The organism is Pseudonocardia zijingensis (assembly GCF_042657305.1).
In the GTDB taxonomy this organism is placed as follows: Bacteria; Actinomycetota; Actinomycetes; order Mycobacteriales; family Pseudonocardiaceae; genus Pseudonocardia; species Pseudonocardia zijingensis.
This window is the reverse complement of the sequence record NZ_JBHSKO010000003.1, coordinates 64,234-81,565: the sequence shown is the minus strand read 5'-3', so window position 1 is coordinate 81,565 and position 17,332 is coordinate 64,234. Positions and strand designations below refer to the sequence as shown.

Annotated in this window: 17 protein-coding genes and 1 tRNA gene; 13 read left to right on the top strand and 5 right to left on the bottom strand. The window is 72.6% G+C overall.

What is annotated here, in order from left to right; all coding sequences use genetic code 11:
- Positions 1-6: 6 nt before the first annotated feature.
- Genes ACFPL3_RS07530 through ACFPL3_RS07520 form a run of 3 tightly spaced genes read right to left on the bottom strand, consistent with a single transcriptional unit; the run spans position 7 to position 2,319 of the window.
- Positions 7-456: a DUF4442 domain-containing protein gene (locus ACFPL3_RS07530; RefSeq protein WP_343940668.1), complete on the bottom strand. Its 450-nt coding sequence runs from the start codon at positions 454-456 to the stop codon at positions 7-9.
- The gene (locus ACFPL3_RS07525) at positions 453-1,199 is read right to left on the bottom strand and encodes a class I SAM-dependent methyltransferase (protein WP_343940666.1); all 747 of its coding nucleotides are present in this window, start codon (positions 1,197-1,199) and stop codon (positions 453-455) included. The genes ACFPL3_RS07530 and ACFPL3_RS07525 overlap by 4 nt, the downstream gene beginning before the upstream one ends.
- Position 1,200: 1 nt before the next feature.
- The gene (locus ACFPL3_RS07520; protein ID WP_343940664.1) at positions 1,201-2,319 is read right to left on the bottom strand and encodes a 5-methyltetrahydropteroyltriglutamate--homocysteine S-methyltransferase; all 1,119 of its coding nucleotides are present in this window, start codon (positions 2,317-2,319) and stop codon (positions 1,201-1,203) included.
- 57 nt (positions 2,320-2,376) lie between these two features.
- Here ACFPL3_RS07520 and ACFPL3_RS07515 point away from each other — a divergent pair, with 57 nt between their 5' ends.
- The 3 genes from ACFPL3_RS07515 (at position 2,377) to ACFPL3_RS07505 (ending at position 4,169) form a co-directional block, all read left to right on the top strand.
- On the top strand, positions 2,377-3,210 hold the full coding sequence (locus ACFPL3_RS07515) for an LLM class F420-dependent oxidoreductase (protein WP_343940662.1): 834 nt from the start codon (positions 2,377-2,379) through the stop codon (positions 3,208-3,210).
- Between the two features lie 94 nt (positions 3,211-3,304).
- The gene (locus tag ACFPL3_RS07510; RefSeq protein WP_343940660.1) at positions 3,305-3,547 is read left to right on the top strand and encodes a DUF2630 family protein; all 243 of its coding nucleotides are present in this window, start codon (positions 3,305-3,307) and stop codon (positions 3,545-3,547) included.
- Between the two features lie 4 nt (positions 3,548-3,551).
- Positions 3,552-4,169 (top strand): nucleoside/nucleotide kinase family protein, encoded by a 618-nt coding sequence (locus tag ACFPL3_RS07505; protein ID WP_343940658.1) that lies wholly within the window; start codon positions 3,552-3,554, stop codon positions 4,167-4,169.
- Positions 4,170-4,719: 550 nt separating this feature from the next.
- On the opposite strand, the gene ACFPL3_RS07500 is transcribed toward ACFPL3_RS07505, so the two are convergent.
- A tRNA-Leu gene (locus ACFPL3_RS07500) sits at positions 4,720-4,802 on the bottom strand.
- Positions 4,803-4,936: 134 nt separating this feature from the next.
- On the opposite strand from ACFPL3_RS07500, the gene ACFPL3_RS07495 reads away from it, so the two are divergent.
- The 10 genes from ACFPL3_RS07495 (at position 4,937) to ACFPL3_RS07450 (ending at position 16,185) form a co-directional block, all read left to right on the top strand.
- Complete coding sequence (locus ACFPL3_RS07495) at positions 4,937-6,241, top strand: DUF3662 and FHA domain-containing protein (RefSeq protein WP_343940656.1); 1,305 nt, start codon at positions 4,937-4,939, stop codon at positions 6,239-6,241.
- 74 nt (positions 6,242-6,315) lie between these two features.
- The gene (locus ACFPL3_RS07490; RefSeq protein WP_343940654.1) at positions 6,316-6,771 is read left to right on the top strand and encodes an FHA domain-containing protein FhaB/FipA; all 456 of its coding nucleotides are present in this window, start codon (positions 6,316-6,318) and stop codon (positions 6,769-6,771) included.
- 94 nt (positions 6,772-6,865) lie between these two features.
- Positions 6,866-8,233, top strand: a complete 1,368-nt coding sequence (locus ACFPL3_RS07485; RefSeq protein ID WP_343940652.1) for a PP2C family protein-serine/threonine phosphatase — start codon at positions 6,866-6,868, stop codon at positions 8,231-8,233.
- A 53-nt stretch (positions 8,234-8,286) separates the two neighbouring features.
- Positions 8,287-9,726 (top strand): FtsW/RodA/SpoVE family cell cycle protein, encoded by a 1,440-nt coding sequence (locus ACFPL3_RS07480; protein WP_379588629.1) that lies wholly within the window; start codon positions 8,287-8,289, stop codon positions 9,724-9,726.
- On the top strand, positions 9,723-11,198 hold the full coding sequence (locus tag ACFPL3_RS07475) for a peptidoglycan D,D-transpeptidase FtsI family protein (RefSeq protein ID WP_379588628.1): 1,476 nt from the start codon (positions 9,723-9,725) through the stop codon (positions 11,196-11,198). Before ACFPL3_RS07480 ends, ACFPL3_RS07475 begins: the two co-directional genes overlap by 4 nt.
- On the top strand, positions 11,195-12,604 hold the full coding sequence (locus ACFPL3_RS07470; RefSeq protein WP_379588626.1) for a serine/threonine-protein kinase: 1,410 nt from the start codon (positions 11,195-11,197) through the stop codon (positions 12,602-12,604). The genes ACFPL3_RS07475 and ACFPL3_RS07470 overlap by 4 nt, the downstream gene beginning before the upstream one ends.
- A 109-nt stretch (positions 12,605-12,713) precedes the next feature.
- Positions 12,714-14,636: a Stk1 family PASTA domain-containing Ser/Thr kinase gene (gene pknB, locus ACFPL3_RS07465; RefSeq protein WP_343940905.1), complete on the top strand. Its 1,923-nt coding sequence runs from the start codon at positions 12,714-12,716 to the stop codon at positions 14,634-14,636.
- A 51-nt stretch (positions 14,637-14,687) separates the two neighbouring features.
- On the top strand, positions 14,688-15,323 hold the full coding sequence (locus ACFPL3_RS07460) for an aminodeoxychorismate/anthranilate synthase component II (protein WP_343940904.1): 636 nt from the start codon (positions 14,688-14,690) through the stop codon (positions 15,321-15,323).
- Between the two features lie 69 nt (positions 15,324-15,392).
- Positions 15,393-15,659 (top strand): cell division protein CrgA, encoded by a 267-nt coding sequence (gene crgA, locus ACFPL3_RS07455; RefSeq protein ID WP_343940903.1) that lies wholly within the window; start codon positions 15,393-15,395, stop codon positions 15,657-15,659.
- Between the two features lie 79 nt (positions 15,660-15,738).
- A complete protein-coding gene (locus ACFPL3_RS07450; RefSeq protein WP_343940902.1) occupies positions 15,739-16,185 on the top strand; it encodes a PH domain-containing protein in 447 nt (148 codons plus the stop codon).
- Between the two features lie 264 nt (positions 16,186-16,449).
- On the opposite strand, the gene ACFPL3_RS07445 is transcribed toward ACFPL3_RS07450, so the two are convergent.
- Entirely contained in the window at positions 16,450-17,172 is a 723-nt protein-coding gene (locus ACFPL3_RS07445; RefSeq protein ID WP_343940901.1) for a rhomboid family intramembrane serine protease, read from the bottom strand.
- Positions 17,173-17,332 lie beyond the last annotated feature (160 nt).

Sequence of the window (17,332 nt, the reverse complement as noted above, 5' to 3'; positions counted from 1 at the left end):
GCCGGGTCAGCGGTTCGGGCGCAGCGTCCACACGACGGTCATGCGGGTGGTGTCGCGATCCTCGCCGTCGGTGACGGTGACGTCGACGCCGAACTCGGGGCGGGCACCCGCCTCGAGCTCGGCGAGCACCTCGGTGGCCGAGCGGGCGAGCACCGCCACCGCGGTGAGTGGACCACGGGCGACGCGCTGGTAGGCGATCTCCGACCGCACGGGCAACGGCGTGGCCCGCTCCATCGTGGCCGCGAAGGAGGCCAGCGTGACGGCGCCGGTGGCCGTCTCACCCAGACCGAAGATCATCGCGGCGTGCGGGCCGCCGACGTGGTTGCGCAACCCGGGATCGTCGGGCAGCCGCAGCACCGCCCGTCCCGGGGTGACCTCGACGAACTCGATGCCGGCCGCGTCGACCCACGGCACGGTCTTGCGCATCGTCGGGCCGACCCAGCTCGTCTCCGTCATACCCGCATGCTACTGGCCGGTAACCCACCTCCCGGGCGGCCCACCAGCACCCGGAAGCGGTTCCGCAGGACGTAGCCACCGGTAGGTGTCCGGTGACCCTCGAGGCGGGCCAGCACCGCCCGCCGCACCGCACCCGGCCCGGCACGCGCGGCCGCCGCCCGGCCCAGCCCGGACACGAGGAGCGGCTGCACCAGCGCGTCCTCGTCGGCGTAGGTGAACGGGCAGTCGACGTCCTCCTCGGCCACGACCGCCAGCCCGGCGAGGCCGACCACCTTGCGCAGCCGCGCCGGGTCGGTGAGCGGCGGCGGTCCGGACTGCGGGCGGCGGGGCGGGAGCCACGGGGCGAGGGCCTCACCGAAGGCGCGAACGTCGCAGGTCTCCTCCGGCCCCCACGTGGTCACCGCGACGAGCGCTCCCACCCGGGCCGCCGCGCGCAGCACGGCGAGCGGGTTGGCGACGTGCTGCAGCAGCTGCACGGCCGCGACCACGTCGAACGGCCCCGGCGGCGGGTCGTGGGCGTCGCCGCGGTGGAACGCGGCACCGGGGACCGCGGCAGCCGCCGCGGCCACCGCGGACGGGTCGCCGTCGATCCCGACCACCCTCGCCCCGCGCGCGACCGCCGCCGCGGAGAACGACCCGGCCCCGCACCCGAGATCGAGGACGGAGGTGCCTGCGCCCACGCCCGCGAGGTCGAGCACCCGGCCGTACAACGGCGCGTCCCAGCCCGGCGGCCCGTCGGACACGTCAGCCCCAGACGTCCTCCGCCACCTGCACCACGAGCCGCAGCTTCGCGATCTGCTCCTCCACGGTGAGCGCGTTGCCCTCCACGGTGGAGGAGAACCCGCACTGCGGCGACAGGCACAGCTGCTCGAGCGGCACGTACTTCGCCGCCTCGTCGATGCGGCGCTTGAGGTCGTCGGGGTCCTCGAGGCGGCCGGTCTTGGTGGTGACCAGCCCGAGCACCACCTGCTTGCCGGGCGGCACGAACCGCAGCGGCGCGAACCCGCCGGAGCGCTCGTCGTCGAACTCGCAGAAGAACCCGTCGACGTCGAGCTCGCCGAACAGCGCCTCGGCCACGAAGTCGTAGCCGCCCTCGGCGGCCCACGACGAGCGGTAGTTGCCCCGGCACATGTGCGTGGTGATCCGCATGCCCTCCGGCCGGTCGGCGACGGCGGCGTTGATCTGCTTGATGTAGCGCAGGTGGGCGTGCTCGGCGTCCTCGCCCCGCTCGGCGATCCTGGCGCGCTGCGCCGGGTCGTTGAGGTAGGCGAGGCTCGTGTCGTCGAGCTGCAGGTAGCGGCAGCCCAGGTCGGCCATGGCGCGGACCTGCGCCGCGTAGGCGGCGGACAGGTCGCTCCAGAACTCCTCGATGTCCGGGTAGACGCTGCGGTCCACGGCCGCGGTGCCCCCGCGGTAGTGGACCATGCTCGGCGACGGGATCGTGAGCTTCGGCGTGGCGCTCGTGGTGAGCGAGGAGAGGAACCGGAACGCCTCGGCGAAGATCGGGCGGTCGAGCCGGACCTTCTCGCGGATGGCCAGCCCCGCGGCGGTGAACGCGTTCTCACCCTGCTCGTTGTGCATGCTGACCCGGATCTGCTCATCGGTCTTCGCGATGCCGCCGAGCTGGTAGATGAAGTCCATGTGCCACGACGTGCGGCGGAACTCGCCGTCGGTGGCCGACTGGAGCCCGATCTCCTCCTGCATCGCGACCGCGTCGCGGATGGCGGTGTCCTCGGCCGCGCGCAGGCCGGCGTCGTCCAGCGCGCCCTCCGCATGCCGCTGCCTCGCTTCGAGCAGCGCGGGCGGGCGCAGCAGGCTCCCGACGTGGTCGGCGCGGAACGGTGGTTCGGAGCGTCGCTGCATGCACCGGAAGGTAGCGCTGCCGGTGGCGCCACGCCCGCACCGTGGCACGCTGATCACGTGCAGCACGCCGTCATGATCTTCTTGACCGACTACGCCATCGACGGCCCCACGCTCGCCCGGGCCACCGAGGAACGCGGCTTCGACGGGCTGTTCCTCACCGAGCACACCCACATCCCGACGAGCCGGGAGTCGCCGTGGTCGGGCGGCTCCGAGCTGCCCCGGCGCTACTCGCACACGTACGACCCGTTCGTCGCGCTCGCCGCGATGGCCGTGGTCACCGAGCGGATCGCGCTCGGCACGGCCGTGTCGCTGGTGCTCCAGCACCACCCGATCGGCCTGGCCAAGACGGTCGCCAGCCTCGACCGGATCGCGGGCGGCCGGTTCGAGCTCGGCGTCGGGCCGGGCTGGAACCGCGAGGAGATGGCCAACCACGGCGTCGACCCGCGCACCCGGACCCGCCGGATGCTGGAGCACATCGCGGCCATGCGGGCGATCTGGACGCAGGACGAGGCCGAGTTCCACGGCGAGTTCGTCGACTTCGACCCGATCTGGTCGTGGCCCAAGCCGGTCCGCACCCCGCCGGTCCTGATCGGCGGCGAGGGACCGACCGTCCTGGACCGCGTGCTGTCCCACGGCGACGGGTGGATGCCGCGCGGCGGCCCCGGACAGGACGTGGACGCCCTCGCCGCGCGCATCGCGGAGCTCCGCGAGCGCGCCTCCGATGCGGGACGCGGGCACCTCGACGTCACGGTGTTCGGCGCCGAGGCGGACCGGGCGGTGCTCGACGCGTACGCCGCCGCCGGTGTCGACCGGGTGCTCCTCGGGCTGCCCGACGCCGGCGAGGCGGAGGTGCTCCGGGTGCTCGACGACCTCGCCACCCTCCGCTACTGAGGCGGCGAGCGGTCGATCTCACACGAGGAGCGGTTGAAGCCCGCGACTCGGGTACAACATGCAGCGACGGCACACAGATCGGACGGGGATCCTGATGGACGACGAGGAGCTGCACCGCCGCATCGACGAGCTGGTGGCCGAGGAGCACCGCCTCGAACGGGCCCACGTCGGCCAGGCGCTGTCGGCGGCGGAGCAGCAGCGGCTGGCCGAGCTGGGCGTCCAGCTGGACCGCTACTGGGACCTCCTGCGGCAGCGGGACGCGCGGCGGCGCGCCGGGCTCGACCCGGACGCGGCGCAGGAGCGCTCCGCCGACGTCGTCGAGGGGTACCGGCAGTAGGCACGTGCAGGTCACTCCCGTCACACCGGACCGTCTCGTCGACGAGGTCGCGGAGCTGGTCGATGCCCGGGCCGGGCGCGTGCGCGTGGCGCTCGACGGGCCGCAGGCGACGCGCCCCCTCGCGCTGGCCGAGCAGGTGGCCGAGGTGCTGCGCACCCGGGGCCGCATGGCCGTGGTGGTGAGCGCGGGCGACTTCCTGCGCCCGGCGTCGGTGCGCCTGGAGTTCGGCCGCGAGGACCCCGACGAGTTCCTCGACGGCTGGATCGACGCCGGCGGGCTGCGCCGCGAGGTGCTCGACCCGGCAGGCCCCGCGGGTTCGGGCCGGGTCCTGCCCCGGCTGTGGGACGCGGCGGCCGACCGCGCCCACCGCGGCGGGTACGTCGACATCGGGGACGCCGGTGTGGTGGTGGTCGCGGGTGCGCTGCTACTGGGCCGCGGCCTCCCCTTCGACCTGGCGGTGCACCTGCGGATGAGCGGCGCCGCGCTCGCTCGCACCCTCCCGCCCGCCGAGCGGTGGACGCTGCCCGCCTACTCCCGCTACGACGAGGAACGCTTCCCCGAGGAGGAGGCGGACCTGGTGGTGCTGTCCGACCACCCGGACCGCCCCGCGATCCGCCGCTGATCCGGCGGGACCGGGCAGGCCGGGACCTGCCGGTTGGCGCGCGGCACCCGGGAGGCGGTCGAAGCACGCATGATCAGTGCTTCGGCACGAAATCGGGTGAAATCGACCCGGGAACGCGCCAAACCGCTGATCAAGCCCGCCCCGCCCCACCCCGATCGGGTGCCACCCGACCGGCGGTGGTCAGGTTCCCCCGACCGCTCACCGGTTACCCACGGTCGTGTGCTGGACCGGACGACAGCCCCATGATCGGATGACGGAGATCCATACGCCGCAGCGGACGAGGAGCAGGAGGGGAGGGAGGATAGGCCCGCCGAGGCCCAGCCGAAGGCGCCCACCGGAGGAAGGAAGGCGCCACGAAGGTCCTGTCCCGGAACGGGAAGGTGCCACCGGAGGCCCGACCCGGAACGGGAGGGTGCGATCGAAAGGCGACCCATGGAGATGGGGGTCCGGGGGCGAAGCCCCCCGGCTGGGGGTCTGGGGGGCTGGGCCCCCCAGAACAACTCCGATGCCCACTGAGAGGTGAGCGCGCCCCGCGAACACGGGTACCCGGTGGGCGAGGAGGGAGTTGAACCCTCACGTCCTTTCGGACACACGGACCTGAACCGTGCGCGTCTGCCATTCCGCCACTCGCCCTGGCGAAGAGGAAGTTAGCACGGGGGTGGGAGGGGGTTTCGGGCGGGGCGTGGTCGGGGGGCGGCGGAGGGGCGACTAGCACAGATACGATCGGTACTGCCAGCAACACGCCGATGCGAACGGAGGAAGATCGGTTGGGCCGCGTCGACAGGTTCGAACGCCGTCTCCAGGGACTGGTGGGCGATGCCTTCGCGCGGGTCTTCGGCGGCAGCGTCGTTCCCCAGGAAGTTGTGCAGGCGTTGTTGAGGGAAGCCGAAGGCCGGATCGAGGAGCTCGCGGGAGGGCGCCTGCTGGCGCCCAACCGGTTCACGGTGCTGCTCAGCCCCACCGATCTCGCTCGCATGGGGGGTGACAGAGCGGAGATCGTGAACTCGCTGTCCGGCTCTGTCACCGAGCAACTCGCCGACCAGGGATGGGACACCTACGGCGAGGTCGTAGTCTTCCTGGAGCGCTCCGATGCGCTGCACACGGGACAGTTCCGCACCCGCTCGACCGTGGACCCCGACGCTTCCCGCCGGGACGCCATCCGAGCACGCGACGCAGGAGAAGCACCCATGAGCCAGCAACCGGGCCACCCCGAGGAGAACGGGCAGTACGGATACGACCGTGGTGCCCCCGGCGGATACGGGCAGCAGACCTATGCCCCGCCGGCCTACGACCAGCGCCAAGGGGGGTACGACCAGGCCGACCAGGGCCAGCAGCCGGGCTACGGCCAGCAGCCGGGCGGGTACCCGCAGCAGGGTGGCTACGGCCAGCAGGGCGGGTACGACCAGGGTTACGGCGGCCAGCAGCAGGGTGGCGGCTACGGCGGCCAGCAGGGCGGTTACGGCGGGCAGCCGGGCGGCGGTTACGGCGGCCAGCAGGGCGGCGGCTACGACCAGGGCTACGGCGGCCAGCAGCCCGGCGGTGGCTACGGCGGCCAGCAGGGCGGCGGCTACGACCAGGGCTACGGGCAGCCTCAGGGCTACGCGCAGCCGGGTGGCGGTTACGGCGGCCAGCAGCCGGGTTACGCCCCGGGCGGCGCCGGTTACGAGCAGGGCTACGGCCAGCAGCAGGGCGGCGGCTACCCGCAGCAGTACGAGCAGGGCTACGACGGCGGGTACGACCAGGGCTACGGCGGCCAGCAGGGTGGCTACGGCGGCTACCAGCAGCAGCTGTCGGCATCGCTGTCGCTGGACGACGGTTCGGGCCGCACGTACGACCTGACGCAGGGCAGCCACGTGATCGGGCGCGGGCAGGATTCGTCGTTCCGTCTCCCGGACACCGGCGTGTCGCGCCGCCACCTGGAGATCAACTGGGATGGTCACACCGCCACGCTGACGGACCTGGGTTCCACGAACGGCACCACCGTCAACGGCAACCCGGTGCAGACCTGGCAGCTCAACGACGGCGACGTGATCCGGGTCGGCCACTCGAGCCTCGTCTTCCGCACGCAGTAGGGCCGAGCGCGAGGGGGCGAGGGGGCCGGGGGGCCATGTGGGGATGACGACGGAGAGAACGGAGTTCGCGGCGCGTGCCGGAGTTGGTGCTGCAGCTGACCAGGGCGGGTTTCCTCGCCCTCCTCTGGCTGTTCGTGCTGGTCGCGCTCCGCGTGGTGCGCTCTGATCTCTACGCCGCGTCCGGGCTGCGCGCCCTGGTGCCCGGTGGGCGGTCCACGGCCCGCAGGAGCCGTGGCCGGACGCCGCGCCAGCTCATCGTCACGGCAGGCGCCCTGGCGGGCACGCGCATCACGTTGGACTCCCGGCCGATCCTGATCGGCCGGGCCGACGACTCCACGCTCGTGCTGGACGACGACTACGCATCCACCCGTCACGCCCGTATTTCGATGCAGGGAGACGAGTGGTACGTCGAGGATCTCGGGTCGACCAACGGCACGTACCTCGACCGGGCTAAGGTCACCGGGCCGACCCGGGTTCCCCCGGGTGTCCCTGTCCGCATCGGCAAGACGGTGATCGAGCTTCGATCATGAGCCGGCGTTTGTTCCACCGCCGTGTCCGCGGCGCTCGTCGCCCGGGCCGGTCGCGCCGGCTGATCTGCCCTGAACGTAGTGTCGGAGCGCTGAGATGACTCTGGTCCTGCGCTACTCCGCCCGCAGCGACCGCGGGCTCGTCCGGCAGAACAACCAGGACGCCGTGTACGCCGGTCCCCGGCTGCTCGCGCTCGCCGACGGGATGGGTGGCCACGCAGCGGGTGAGGTGGCGTCGTCGCTGGTGATCGCGGCGCTGGCACCGTTGGACGAGGACGACCCGGGTGACGACCTGCTCGCCGAGCTGCGCGACGCCACGGTGGAGGGCAACGCGGCGATCACACGGCACGTCGCGGACGCGCCGGATCTCGAGGGCATGGGCACCACGCTCACGGCGATCCTGTTCGCGGGCAACCGGCTGGGTCTGGTGCACATCGGAGACTCCCGCGCCTACCAGCTGCGCGATCGGGTGCTGACGCAGATCACGAAGGACGACACGTTCGTCCAGTCGCTGATCGACGAGGGCCGGATCACCGAGGAGGAGGCGCACACCCACCCGCAGCGCTCGCTGCTGCTGCGCGCGATCACGGGCCAGGAGGTGGACCCGTCGCTGACTATCCGGGAGGCGCGGGCGGGTGACCGGTACCTGCTGTGCTCCGACGGGTTGTCGGGTGTGGTGAGCGACGAGACCCTCGCCGAGACGTTGCAGGCCTACCGGGATCCGCGGGAGTGCGCGGACCGGATGATCGAGCTGGCCTTGCGCGGCGGTGGCCCGGACAACATCACGTGCATCGTGGCCGACGTCGTGGACATCGACTTCGGTGAGGACGCGCCGATCGTGGGCGGTTCGGTCGGCGACGGTTCGGAGGACGGGCCGCCGCCGGACTCGGCGGCCGCCAGGGCGTCGGCCACCACGATGACCCGCACGGCGCCGCAGCGGATCGTGCCGCAGCAGGCCGCGCCTGCCGCCCGCCGCCGCACGGCGCCCAAGGTGGCGATCGCGATCGTCGCGGTGCTCGCGGTGCTGGTCGGGGGCGGTTTCCTCGCGCGCATGTGGGTCATGCAGCAGTACTTCGTCGGTGCCGACGGCGAGCAGGTCGCGATCTTCCAGGGCGTGCACGGTGACGTGCTGGGGTTCCAGCTGTACTCGGTGGCCGAGCGCACCGACATCGCGTTGACGGACCTGCCGGAGGCCGACCGCAGCCAGGTGCGCGGCGGCATCCTCGCCGACGGGATCGCGGGCGCCCGCGCCACGGTCGACCGGCTGCGCGACGGGATGCTGGAGCCCTGCCCGCCGCCGGAGCCGCCGCAGCCGCCCCAGCCGGTCGAACCGGTACCGCCGGAGCAACCGAATCCCGATCCGAACGTCGATCCCAACGTGCAGCAGCAGCAGCCTCCGGTCGACACGACCCCGCTGCCCACGCCTGTGCCCGAGCCTGGGACCAACTGCCGGTCGGTGAGCTGAATGAGCGAGCGTCAGCGTCGCGGGCACCGCCCGCGCGCCTTCAGGGGCGGCCGATGAGCATCCCCGCGCCCCGCACCGGCTCGCCACCGCCCAGTCCCGCGCCGCTGCCCACCGGCCGGGGGATCGAGCTCGTGCTGCTCGCGTTCGCCGCGGTGCTGGTGACGAGTGCGCTGGCGCTGGTGGAGGCCAACCAGGAGCAGGAGCTCACGCAGGCGCTGCTGTGGGTGGGCCTGGCCTACCTCGCGCTCTTCTCGGTGGCGCACCTCGCGGTGCGCCGGTTCGCGCCGTACGCCGACCCGCTGATCCTGCCCTGCGTGGCGTTGTTGAACGGGCTGGGGCTGGTGATGATCCACCGGCTGGACCTGGCCAGGGTGGAGCGGGCGCTCGCGGCCGGCCGGGACGCGCCGGTGGAGCTGGTCTCGCGGCAGGTCGCGTGGACGGCGATCGGCGTCGCCCTGTTCGTCGCGGTGATGTGGGTGGTGCGCGATCACCGCACGATCGCCCGGTACGCCTACACGGCCGGGTTCACCGGCCTGGTGCTGCTCGCTCTGCCCGGCCTGCTGCCATCGTCGATCTCGGAGGTCAACGGGGCCAAGCTGTGGATCCGCATCGGCGGGGTGGGCATCCAGCCCGGCGAGTTCGCCAAGATCCTGCTGATCGTGTTCTTCGCGGCCTTCCTGGTGCAGAAGCGTGAGCTGTTCAGCACCGCGGGCAGGCGGTTCCTGGGCATGGAGCTGCCGCGGGCCCGGGACCTCGCCCCGCTCGTCGTGGCGTGGGGGCTCTCGGTCGGCGTCCTCGTGCTGGAGCGCGACCTCGGCACGTCGCTGCTGTTCTTCGGCATCGTGCTGGTGCTGCTCTACGTCGCGACCGAGCGGGTGTCGTGGCTGCTCATCGGGCTCTCGTTCTTCCTCGGCGGCTGCCTGGTGGCCTACCAGCTGTTCGGCCACGTGCGGGTGCGCGTGCAGGTGTGGCTCGACCCGTTCTCCGACTTCGACAACACCGGGTTCCAGATCGCGCAGGCCCTGTTCGGGCTCGGCACGGGCGGTGTCGGCGGCACCGGGCTCGGTGCGGGTCGCCCCGACCTCGTGCCGTACGCCGAGAGCGACTTCATGCTGTCCTCTCTCGGTGAGGAGCTCGGCCTGATCGGGCTCGCGGCGATCCTCATCGTCTACCTGGTGCTGATCACGCGCGGGCTGCGCAGCTCGCTGGCCGTGCGCGACAGCTTCGGCAAGCTGCTCGCCACCGGCCTGGCGTTCACGCTGGCGCTGCAGGTCTTCATCGTCATCGGCGGGGCCTCGAAGCTCATCCCGCTGACCGGGCTCACGCTGCCGTTCCTGTCCTACGGCGGGTCGTCGCTCGTCGCCAACTACGCGCTCGTCGCAATGCTGCTGCGCATCTCCAACGCCGCGCGGGCCCCGCTGCCGCGGCGGCCCGCCGCCCCGCTGCCCCCGATCGCCGAGGCGGGCACCGAGCTGGTGGAGCGGCCGTCGTGAACACCCCGGTGCGCCGTGTGGCGATCGCAGTGATGGTCATGGTCCTTCTGCTCATGGGCAACCTCACCTACGTTCAGGTGGTGCAGGCGGGTGACTACCGCAGCGATCCGCGCAACCAGCGGGTGCTGCTGGCCGAGTACTCGCGCAAGCGCGGCCAGATCAGCGCGGAGGGCCAGATCCTCGCCAGCAGCACCGAGACCGACGATCGGCTGCGCTACCTGCGCCAGTACTCCGACGGCCCGGTGTACGCCCCGGTCACCGGCTACTACTCGATCACCTACAGCTCCAGCGGCGTCGAGCGGGCCGCGGACGAGGTGCTCAACGGCAGCGACGACCGGCTCTTCGCGCGCCGCCTCTCCGACCTCATCACCGGCCGCGACCCGAGCGGCGGCAACGTGGTGCTGACCCTCGACCCCGACGTGCAGCGCGCCGCTTACGACCAGCTGACGGACCGCGGCTACACCGGGGCGGTCGTGGCGCTGCGCCCGAAGACCGGTGAGATCCTCGCGATGGTGTCCACGCCGTCGTTCGACCCCAACGAGCTCGCGAGCCACGACGCGGACGAGCGGATGTCGGCGTGGCAGCGGTTCAACGAGGCCGACCCGCCGGTGCTGCCGAACCGGGCGATCTCGGAGACGTATCCGCCCGGGTCGACGTTCAAGCTCATCGACGTGGCGGCGGCGCTGTCGAGCGGCCGGTACACGCCCGACAGCCAGTTCACGGCGGCGTCGGCCATCACCCTGCAGGGCACGAACACACAGCTGCAGAACTTCAACGGCAACGCCTGCGGCACCGGCGAGACCGCCAGCCTGCGCGACGCGCTGCAGCGTTCCTGCAACACGGCGTTCGCGCAGCTGTCCGCCGAGCTCGGCGAGGAGGCGTTGCGCACCCAGGCCGAGCGGTTCGGCATCGGCACCACCGACCTGCAGGTGCCGATGCCGGTGGCCACCTCCACGATCGGCGACATCCCGGACACCGCGGCCCTGCAGCAGTCCAGCATCGGGCAGCGTGACGTCGCGCTCACGCCGCTGCAGAACGCCATGGTCGTGGCCGCCATCGCCAACGGCGGCGTGGTGATGCAACCGCACCTGATCAGCCAGATCCAGAGCCAGGACCTCACCCCGGTCGAGACCACCGAGCCGGACCGGCTCGGGCAGGCGGTCGACTCGTCGGTGGCGCGCACGCTCACCGAGATGATGGTCAACAACGAGAACAGCTACTCGGGCAGCGGGAAGATCACCGGCGTGCAGATCGCGGCGAAGACCGGCACCGCCGAGCACGGGGCCAACCCGCAGGCGGTGGCCCCGCACGTCTGGTACGTCGCGTTCGCGCCGGCCGACGACCCGCAGATCGCGGTGGCGGTCCTGGTGGAGTCCGGCGGTGACCGCAGCAACCTTGCGGCCACCGGTGGCACCGTCGCGGCACCGATCGGCCGCGCCGTCATCCGCGCAGGGTTGGGGACCGACCGGTGACCGTCCTCGCTGCGGGCCAGAAGATCGACGACCGCTACCTGCTCGAGCGGCGGATCGCCGTCGGCGGCATGGGCGAGGTCTGGGAGGCCTCGGACACCCGGCTGGGCCGGGGCGTCGCGGTCAAGGTGCTGCGCCCGGAGCTGGGCGACGACCCGGAGTTCCTGCACCGGTTCCGCATCGAGGCGCGCACGGTCGCCTCCCTCGACAACCCGGGCATCGCGGCCGTGCACGACTACGGCGAGGACGAGGGCCCCAACGGCAGGCGCACGGCGTACCTGGTGATGGAGCTGGTGCGCGGCGAGCCGCTGTCCACGCTGATCTCCCGCGGCCCGATCGACACCGACGAGACGCTGCGGATGATCGAGGACGCGGCGTGGGCGCTGCAGGCGGCGCACGAGCGCGGGTTCGTGCACCGCGACGTGAAGCCCGGCAACATCCTGGTGCGCACCGACGGGGTCGTGAAGCTCACCGACTTCGGCATCGCGAAGGCCGCCGACGCCGTTCCGGTCACGCGTTCGGGCATGGTGATGGGCACCGCCCACTACATCGCCCCCGAGCAGGCGAGCGGCGCGGAGGCCGGCCCGGCGAGCGACGTCTACTCGCTGGGGATCGTCGGGTACGAGTGCCTGGCCGGCCACCGCCCGTTCCGCGCAGACAGCGCGGTGGCGGTGGCGATGATGCAGGTCAGGGAGGAGCCACCGCCGCTGCCTGCGAGCGTCCCGGCGGGCGCCCGCGAGCTGATCGAAGCCGCGCTCGTGAAGGACCCCGCGCAGCGCTACTCCACCGGGGGCGAGTTCGCGCTCGCCGTGGCCGCGGTGCGCCGGGGCGAACCGCTGCCGCCGGTGGGCGCCGTGACCGGCACCATCAGCCCGCCGCGCACGCCGGCCACCCCCGTACGGGCGGCCGCGAAGGCCGTGCCCAAGGCGGCTCCCCGGTCGGCACCGCCGTCCGCGCCACTGTCGGCGCCGATCCCGGCGCGCCCGGCCCCTCGCCCGCCGTGGCCCGCGCCGCCGCGGCCGGTGCCGCAGGCCGCGCAGCCCGCACCGGCGCCCACCCGCAGGCCGGCACCGGATCCGGTGCGCCCCGCGCGGGCCCAGCCGGCCCCTGCCACCCGGCACGCCACCCCGGCCGCGCCGGCGCACCGCGCGTCGTCGCAGTCCTTCCGGCTGCAGCCGAGGTCGTCCGGCCGCACCCTGTTGCTCGTGCTGTTCGTGCTGCTCACCCTCGCCGCCGTCGCGGTCGGCGTGCTCCTGTTCCGTGGCGGGCTACCGGCCATCGGAAGCGTCGATCCGACCCCGCAGGGTGCCGGACCCGGTACCGTAGCGGGTCGGGAGGGCATCCCGACCAGTTCGGCGGTACCCGGCGGGCTGCGCTCCCTGGTGATCGTCACGGGGAGCGTCCGGTGAACCCGTCCAACCGACGGCCTGGCGCTGCGGTGGCCGACAGGCCACCCCACTGGGCGACGCGGCCCGGCATGATGTCCGAATCATCCATGACTCCCAGGAACCGGCACCGATGACCACCCCCCGACTGTTGTCCGAGCGCTACGAACTGGGCGAAGTGCTCGGTTACGGCGGCATGTCCGAGGTGCATCGCGGTCTCGACACGCGGCTGGGCCGCGACGTCGCCGTGAAGGTGCTCCGGGCCGACCTGGCGCGTGATCCCCAGTTCCAGATGCGCTTCCGCCGCGAGGCCCAGAACGCCGCGGCGCTCAACCACCCCGCGATCGTCGCCGTGTACGACACCGGCGAGGTCGAGAGCGAGTTCGGTCCGCTGCCGTACATCGTGATGGAGTACGTCGACGGGCAGACGCTGCGCGAGATCGTCAAGACCCAGGGTCCGTTGTCGCAGCGGCAGGTCATCGAGGTGATGGCCGACGTGTGCGCCGCCCTCGACTTCAGCCACCGCCACAACATCATCCACCGCGACGTCAAGCCCGCCAACATCATGATCAACAACGCGGGCGCGGTCAAGGTGATGGACTTCGGCATCGCCCGCGCGCTGGGCGAGGGCCAGAACGTCACCCAGACGGCCGCGGTGATCGGCACGGCCCAGTACCTGTCGCCGGAGCAGGCCCGCGGTGAGGCCGTGGACGCCCGCTCCGACGTGTACGCGGCGGGCTGCGTGCTGTTCGAGCTGCTCACCGGCGAGCCGCCGTTCACCGGCGACACCCCGGTGGCCGTGGCCTACCAGCACGTGCGGGAGGAGCCGCGGCGGCCCTCGGAGCTCAACCCGAGCATCCCGTCCTCGCTCGACGCCGTCGTGCTCAAGGCGCTGTCGAAGAACCCGCTCAACCGCTACCAGTCCGCCGCCGAGATGCGCTCCGACCTCGTCCGGGTGCGCAACGGGCAAGCCCCGATGGCGCCGCTCGTGATGAGCGACGACGAGCGCACGGCCATGATCGCCTCGAGCCCGGCCACGGCCGCCACGCGGCGGATCAACGGCCGCCACAGCGGCCCGCCGCCCGCGGACGACTACGACGACTACTACGACGAACCGCCGCGGCGCAGCACCGGCAAGGTGATCGGGATCGCGCTGGCCGTGGTGCTCGCGCTCGGCGTGGTCGGCTTCGTGGCCTACCAGGTGCTGAGCGGCCCGCCGGCCCCCCAGACGGTGGCGGTGCCCGCGGTCACAGGCCTGTCCGAGACCGACGCTCGCAACCAGATCATCGCCGCCGGGCTGCGCTGGGCCGACACCCAGACCAGGGAGTCACCGGTCGACCAGAAGGACAAGGTGCTCGAGACGAACCCGCCGGCGGGCACCGTGGTCGACGAGCGCTCAGCGGTCACCCTGATCGTCGGGAGCGGCCCGGCGAGCGTCAACGTGCCGAGGCTGGAGGGCATGACCCTCGCCGAGGCGCAGGCCGCGCTGGAACAGGCGGGGCTCGAGCTGGGCAACCAGAGCCAGCAACCGACGTCCGACCCCGCGCTCGTCAACCACGTCATCGACTCAGACCCGAAGGCAGGTCAGGCCGCGAAGGGCGGCGACCCGGTCAACGTCGTGATCGGCGCCCAGCAGACCGGCGTGCAGATCCCCGACGTCGTCGGCCAGGACATGGACGACGCCGAGAGCGCGCTGCGCGAGCTCGGGTTGCGTGCGGACCGTCCGGACAACGCCGACGACAACGACCGGGTCAGCGGCACCAGCCCGGCCGTGGGCGAGCGCGTGCCGCCGGGCACGGAGGTCGAGCTGCTCACCGGCAGCGGCGACGGCGGCGAGGTCACGATGCCGAACGTGGTCGACATGCGCGAGGAGCAGGCGCAGGACCGGCTCAACGAGCTCGGGTTCCGGCGCATCCAGATCCGGCGGGAGACGGTCAACAACGACTCCGACGACGGCCGGGTGATCGAGCAGTCGGTCCGGGCGGGCGAGAAGGTGTCCACCGACCAGCAGATCACCCTCACCGTCGGCGACGCCCCGGGTGGCCTCGTCAACTAGTCGCGTCACTAATCGGCGGTGCCACCCGCCGGGATCGGGCAGACTGGCGCCATGCGCGTCCTCGTCGTCGACAACTACGACAGCTTCGTCTACAACCTCGTGCAGTACCTCGCCCAGCTCGGGGCGCAGGTCACGGTGCGGCGCAACGACGAGGTCGACCTCGACGAGCTGGACCAGGTCGACGGCGTGCTCGTCAGCCCCGGCCCCGGCACTCCGGAGCGGGCGGGCGCGAGCATCGAGGTGATCCGCCGCAGCGCCGACCGCGCACTGCCGGTGCTGGGGGTCTGCCTCGGCCACCAGGCCATCGGCGTGGCGTGGGGTGGTGTGGTCGAACGGGCACCCGAGCTGCTGCACGGCAAGACGTCGCTGGTGCACCACGACGGCACGGGCGTGCTCGCCGGCCTGCCGAGCCCGTTCGTGGCCACCCGGTACCACTCGCTGTCGATCCGGCCCGACACGGTGCCCGCCGAGCTGGAGGTCACCGGTCGCACCGACGGCGGCGTGATCATGGCCGTCCGGCACCGCGAGCTGCCCGTGGTGGGGGTGCAGTTCCACCCGGAGTCGGTGCTCACGGAGGGCGGGCACCGGCTGCTGGCCAACTGGATGGCCGCTGCCGGGCACCCGGTGCCGGAGCCCACCGTGGCGGCCCTCTCCGCGGAGGCTGCGGCCGTCTCCGCGAGCGCCTGAGCACGGCGTTCCGCGGGCACGCTACCGTGGGAGCTGCCACGCACTCCGACGTATCCGAGGTCAGCGCCCATGCCGAAGTCCAAGGTCCGGAAGAAGGCGGCCTACACCCCGCCCCCCAACCGCCCCGGCACCACCCCGGTGAAGGTCGCGGGGCCGACGCACCCGATCTACATCGGCGTGATGCTCGGCGTGATGCTCCTGGGGCTCGCGTGGCTCGTCGTGAACTACCTGGCCGGCGAGTCGATCTCATTCATGGCCACGCTCGGGCCGTGGAACTTCGCCATCGGGTTCTCACTGATCGTGATCGGCCTGTTGATGACCATGCGGTGGCGCTGACCAGGCTAAATACACCATTGTGAGTAGTCCCCAGTGTGGACAGGTGCTGTGGACAAGTCACCGTCCGTGATCAACACGTATGAGTGATCATGATTCACCCGGGGTCCGGGAGTGGAGCCCGGCCGCGGGCCTCGTCGTGCTGGCCTGGCTGCTCGCCGCCTGCGCCGCCGCCTGGTGCGCGGCGCTGTGGTGGACGGGGGCCGACCCCGCCGGAGGCCTGTTGGCGGCCGTGGCCGCCGTCGGAGCGGGCGTCGCCGCCCTGTTCGGTACCCGCGCCAGGCCGCGCCTGCGCGCCGATGCCGACGGGCTGACGGTCGGCGGGCTGCTCCGCTCGCGCCACCACCCGTGGCCGTTCGTCACCGGGATGCGGGTGCTGCGCACCCGGCGGCTCGGCCGGGAGACCTCGCTCCTGGAGGTCGACACGGTCGCCGCCGACGGCACCGAACGGTTGCTGGTGTTCGGCCGGCTCGACCTCGCGGCCGACCCCGAGGATGTCGTGCCGCAGCTGCAAGCTATTAGGCCATGAGGCGGGCAACGTCCCCCACATGCACCAGACGGGGTACTCCGCGTGCCCGACACGCCGCCCGAACGTGCGGTCGTGCTCGGGGTGTCGCCGGTCATACCATCGATGAACGCGACGAAGGGAGTCTGGATGGCGAGGACTTTCCCGATGCGGGGAACCGACGGCTGCAGCTCGGGCTGCGGCTGCAATCCACCCGCCTGACCCATCCCGACGAGCCACGGCGGGGACCCTGACGAGGGGCCCCGCCGTCGTCGTTCCCGGGGCAGGTCAGCGCAGCGTGGTGAGCCAGATCAGGACGAGCAGCACGACGGTGAGCCCGCCGATCGCGGCGACCTGCACCGCGGTGCGGTTGCGCGGGGGCGCGTAGACCAGCGCCGCCGTGGCGATCGCACCGACCGCGAGCCCGCCGAGGTGGCCGATCAACGAGATCCCGGGGAGCACCACGCTGATCAGCACGTTGATGCCGATGATCCCGAAGACCTGCCCGGCGGGGGCCCGGAGGCGCCGCAGCACCACCACCAGCGCACCCATCAGCCCGAACACCGCACCCGACGCACCCGCGACCTGGTCGTTGGCCGCGTAGAAGAGCATCACGGCGGCCGAGCCGCCCAGCAGCGACACGAGGTACAGGGCGAGGAACCGGCCGCGCCCGAGCACGACCTCCAGGTCGCGGCCCAGCATCCACAGCGCCAGCATGTTGACGATCAGGTGGATCGGGCCGATGTGCAGGAACCCGGCCGTGAGGACCCGCCACCACTCGCCCGCGTGCACGAACCCCGGCACCAGCGACAGCTCGCGGAACAGCACCGAGTTGGAGTTGTACACGGGGTTGGCCGCCTGGAGGGCGGTGAGCACGAAGACCACGGCGTTCACCGCGATCAGCGTGGGCACCACCACCGGCCGGCCGCCGGGGCGGGCACCGGCGACCGAGGCAGGCCGGGGCGCCGTGCGCTGCCCCTCGGCGACGCAGTCGACGCACTGGTATCCCACCGAGGCCTCGCGGAGGCACTCCGGGCACGACGGGCGGCCGCACCTGGTGCAGCTGAGCCCGGTGGCCCGGTCGGGGTGCCGCACGCACACGGCAGGAGGGCCGTAGGGAGTGCCCCCGGGTTGGTACGGCGGCGGTCCGGCGGGATACGTCATCTCATGA

Excerpts from the sequence above, each read along its gene's own strand:
- ACFPL3_RS07530 (WP_343940668.1), bottom strand. The coding sequence starts at position 456 with ATGACGGAGACGAGCTGGGTCGGCCCGACGATGCGCAAGACCGTGCCG.
- ACFPL3_RS07520 (WP_343940664.1), bottom strand. The coding sequence starts at position 2,319 with ATGCAGCGACGCTCCGAACCACCGTTCCGCGCCGACCACGTCGGGAGC.
- ACFPL3_RS07510 (WP_343940660.1), top strand. The coding sequence starts at position 3,305 with ATGGACGACGAGGAGCTGCACCGCCGCATCGACGAGCTGGTGGCCGAG.
- ACFPL3_RS07485 (WP_343940652.1), top strand. The coding sequence starts at position 6,866 with ATGACTCTGGTCCTGCGCTACTCCGCCCGCAGCGACCGCGGGCTCGTC.
- ACFPL3_RS07480 (WP_379588629.1), top strand. The coding sequence starts at position 8,287 with ATGAGCATCCCCGCGCCCCGCACCGGCTCGCCACCGCCCAGTCCCGCG.
- pknB (WP_343940905.1), top strand. The coding sequence starts at position 12,714 with ATGACCACCCCCCGACTGTTGTCCGAGCGCTACGAACTGGGCGAAGTG.
- ACFPL3_RS07460 (WP_343940904.1), top strand. The coding sequence starts at position 14,688 with ATGCGCGTCCTCGTCGTCGACAACTACGACAGCTTCGTCTACAACCTC.
- crgA (WP_343940903.1), top strand. The coding sequence starts at position 15,393 with ATGCCGAAGTCCAAGGTCCGGAAGAAGGCGGCCTACACCCCGCCCCCC.
- ACFPL3_RS07450 (WP_343940902.1), top strand. The coding sequence starts at position 15,739 with ATGAGTGATCATGATTCACCCGGGGTCCGGGAGTGGAGCCCGGCCGCG.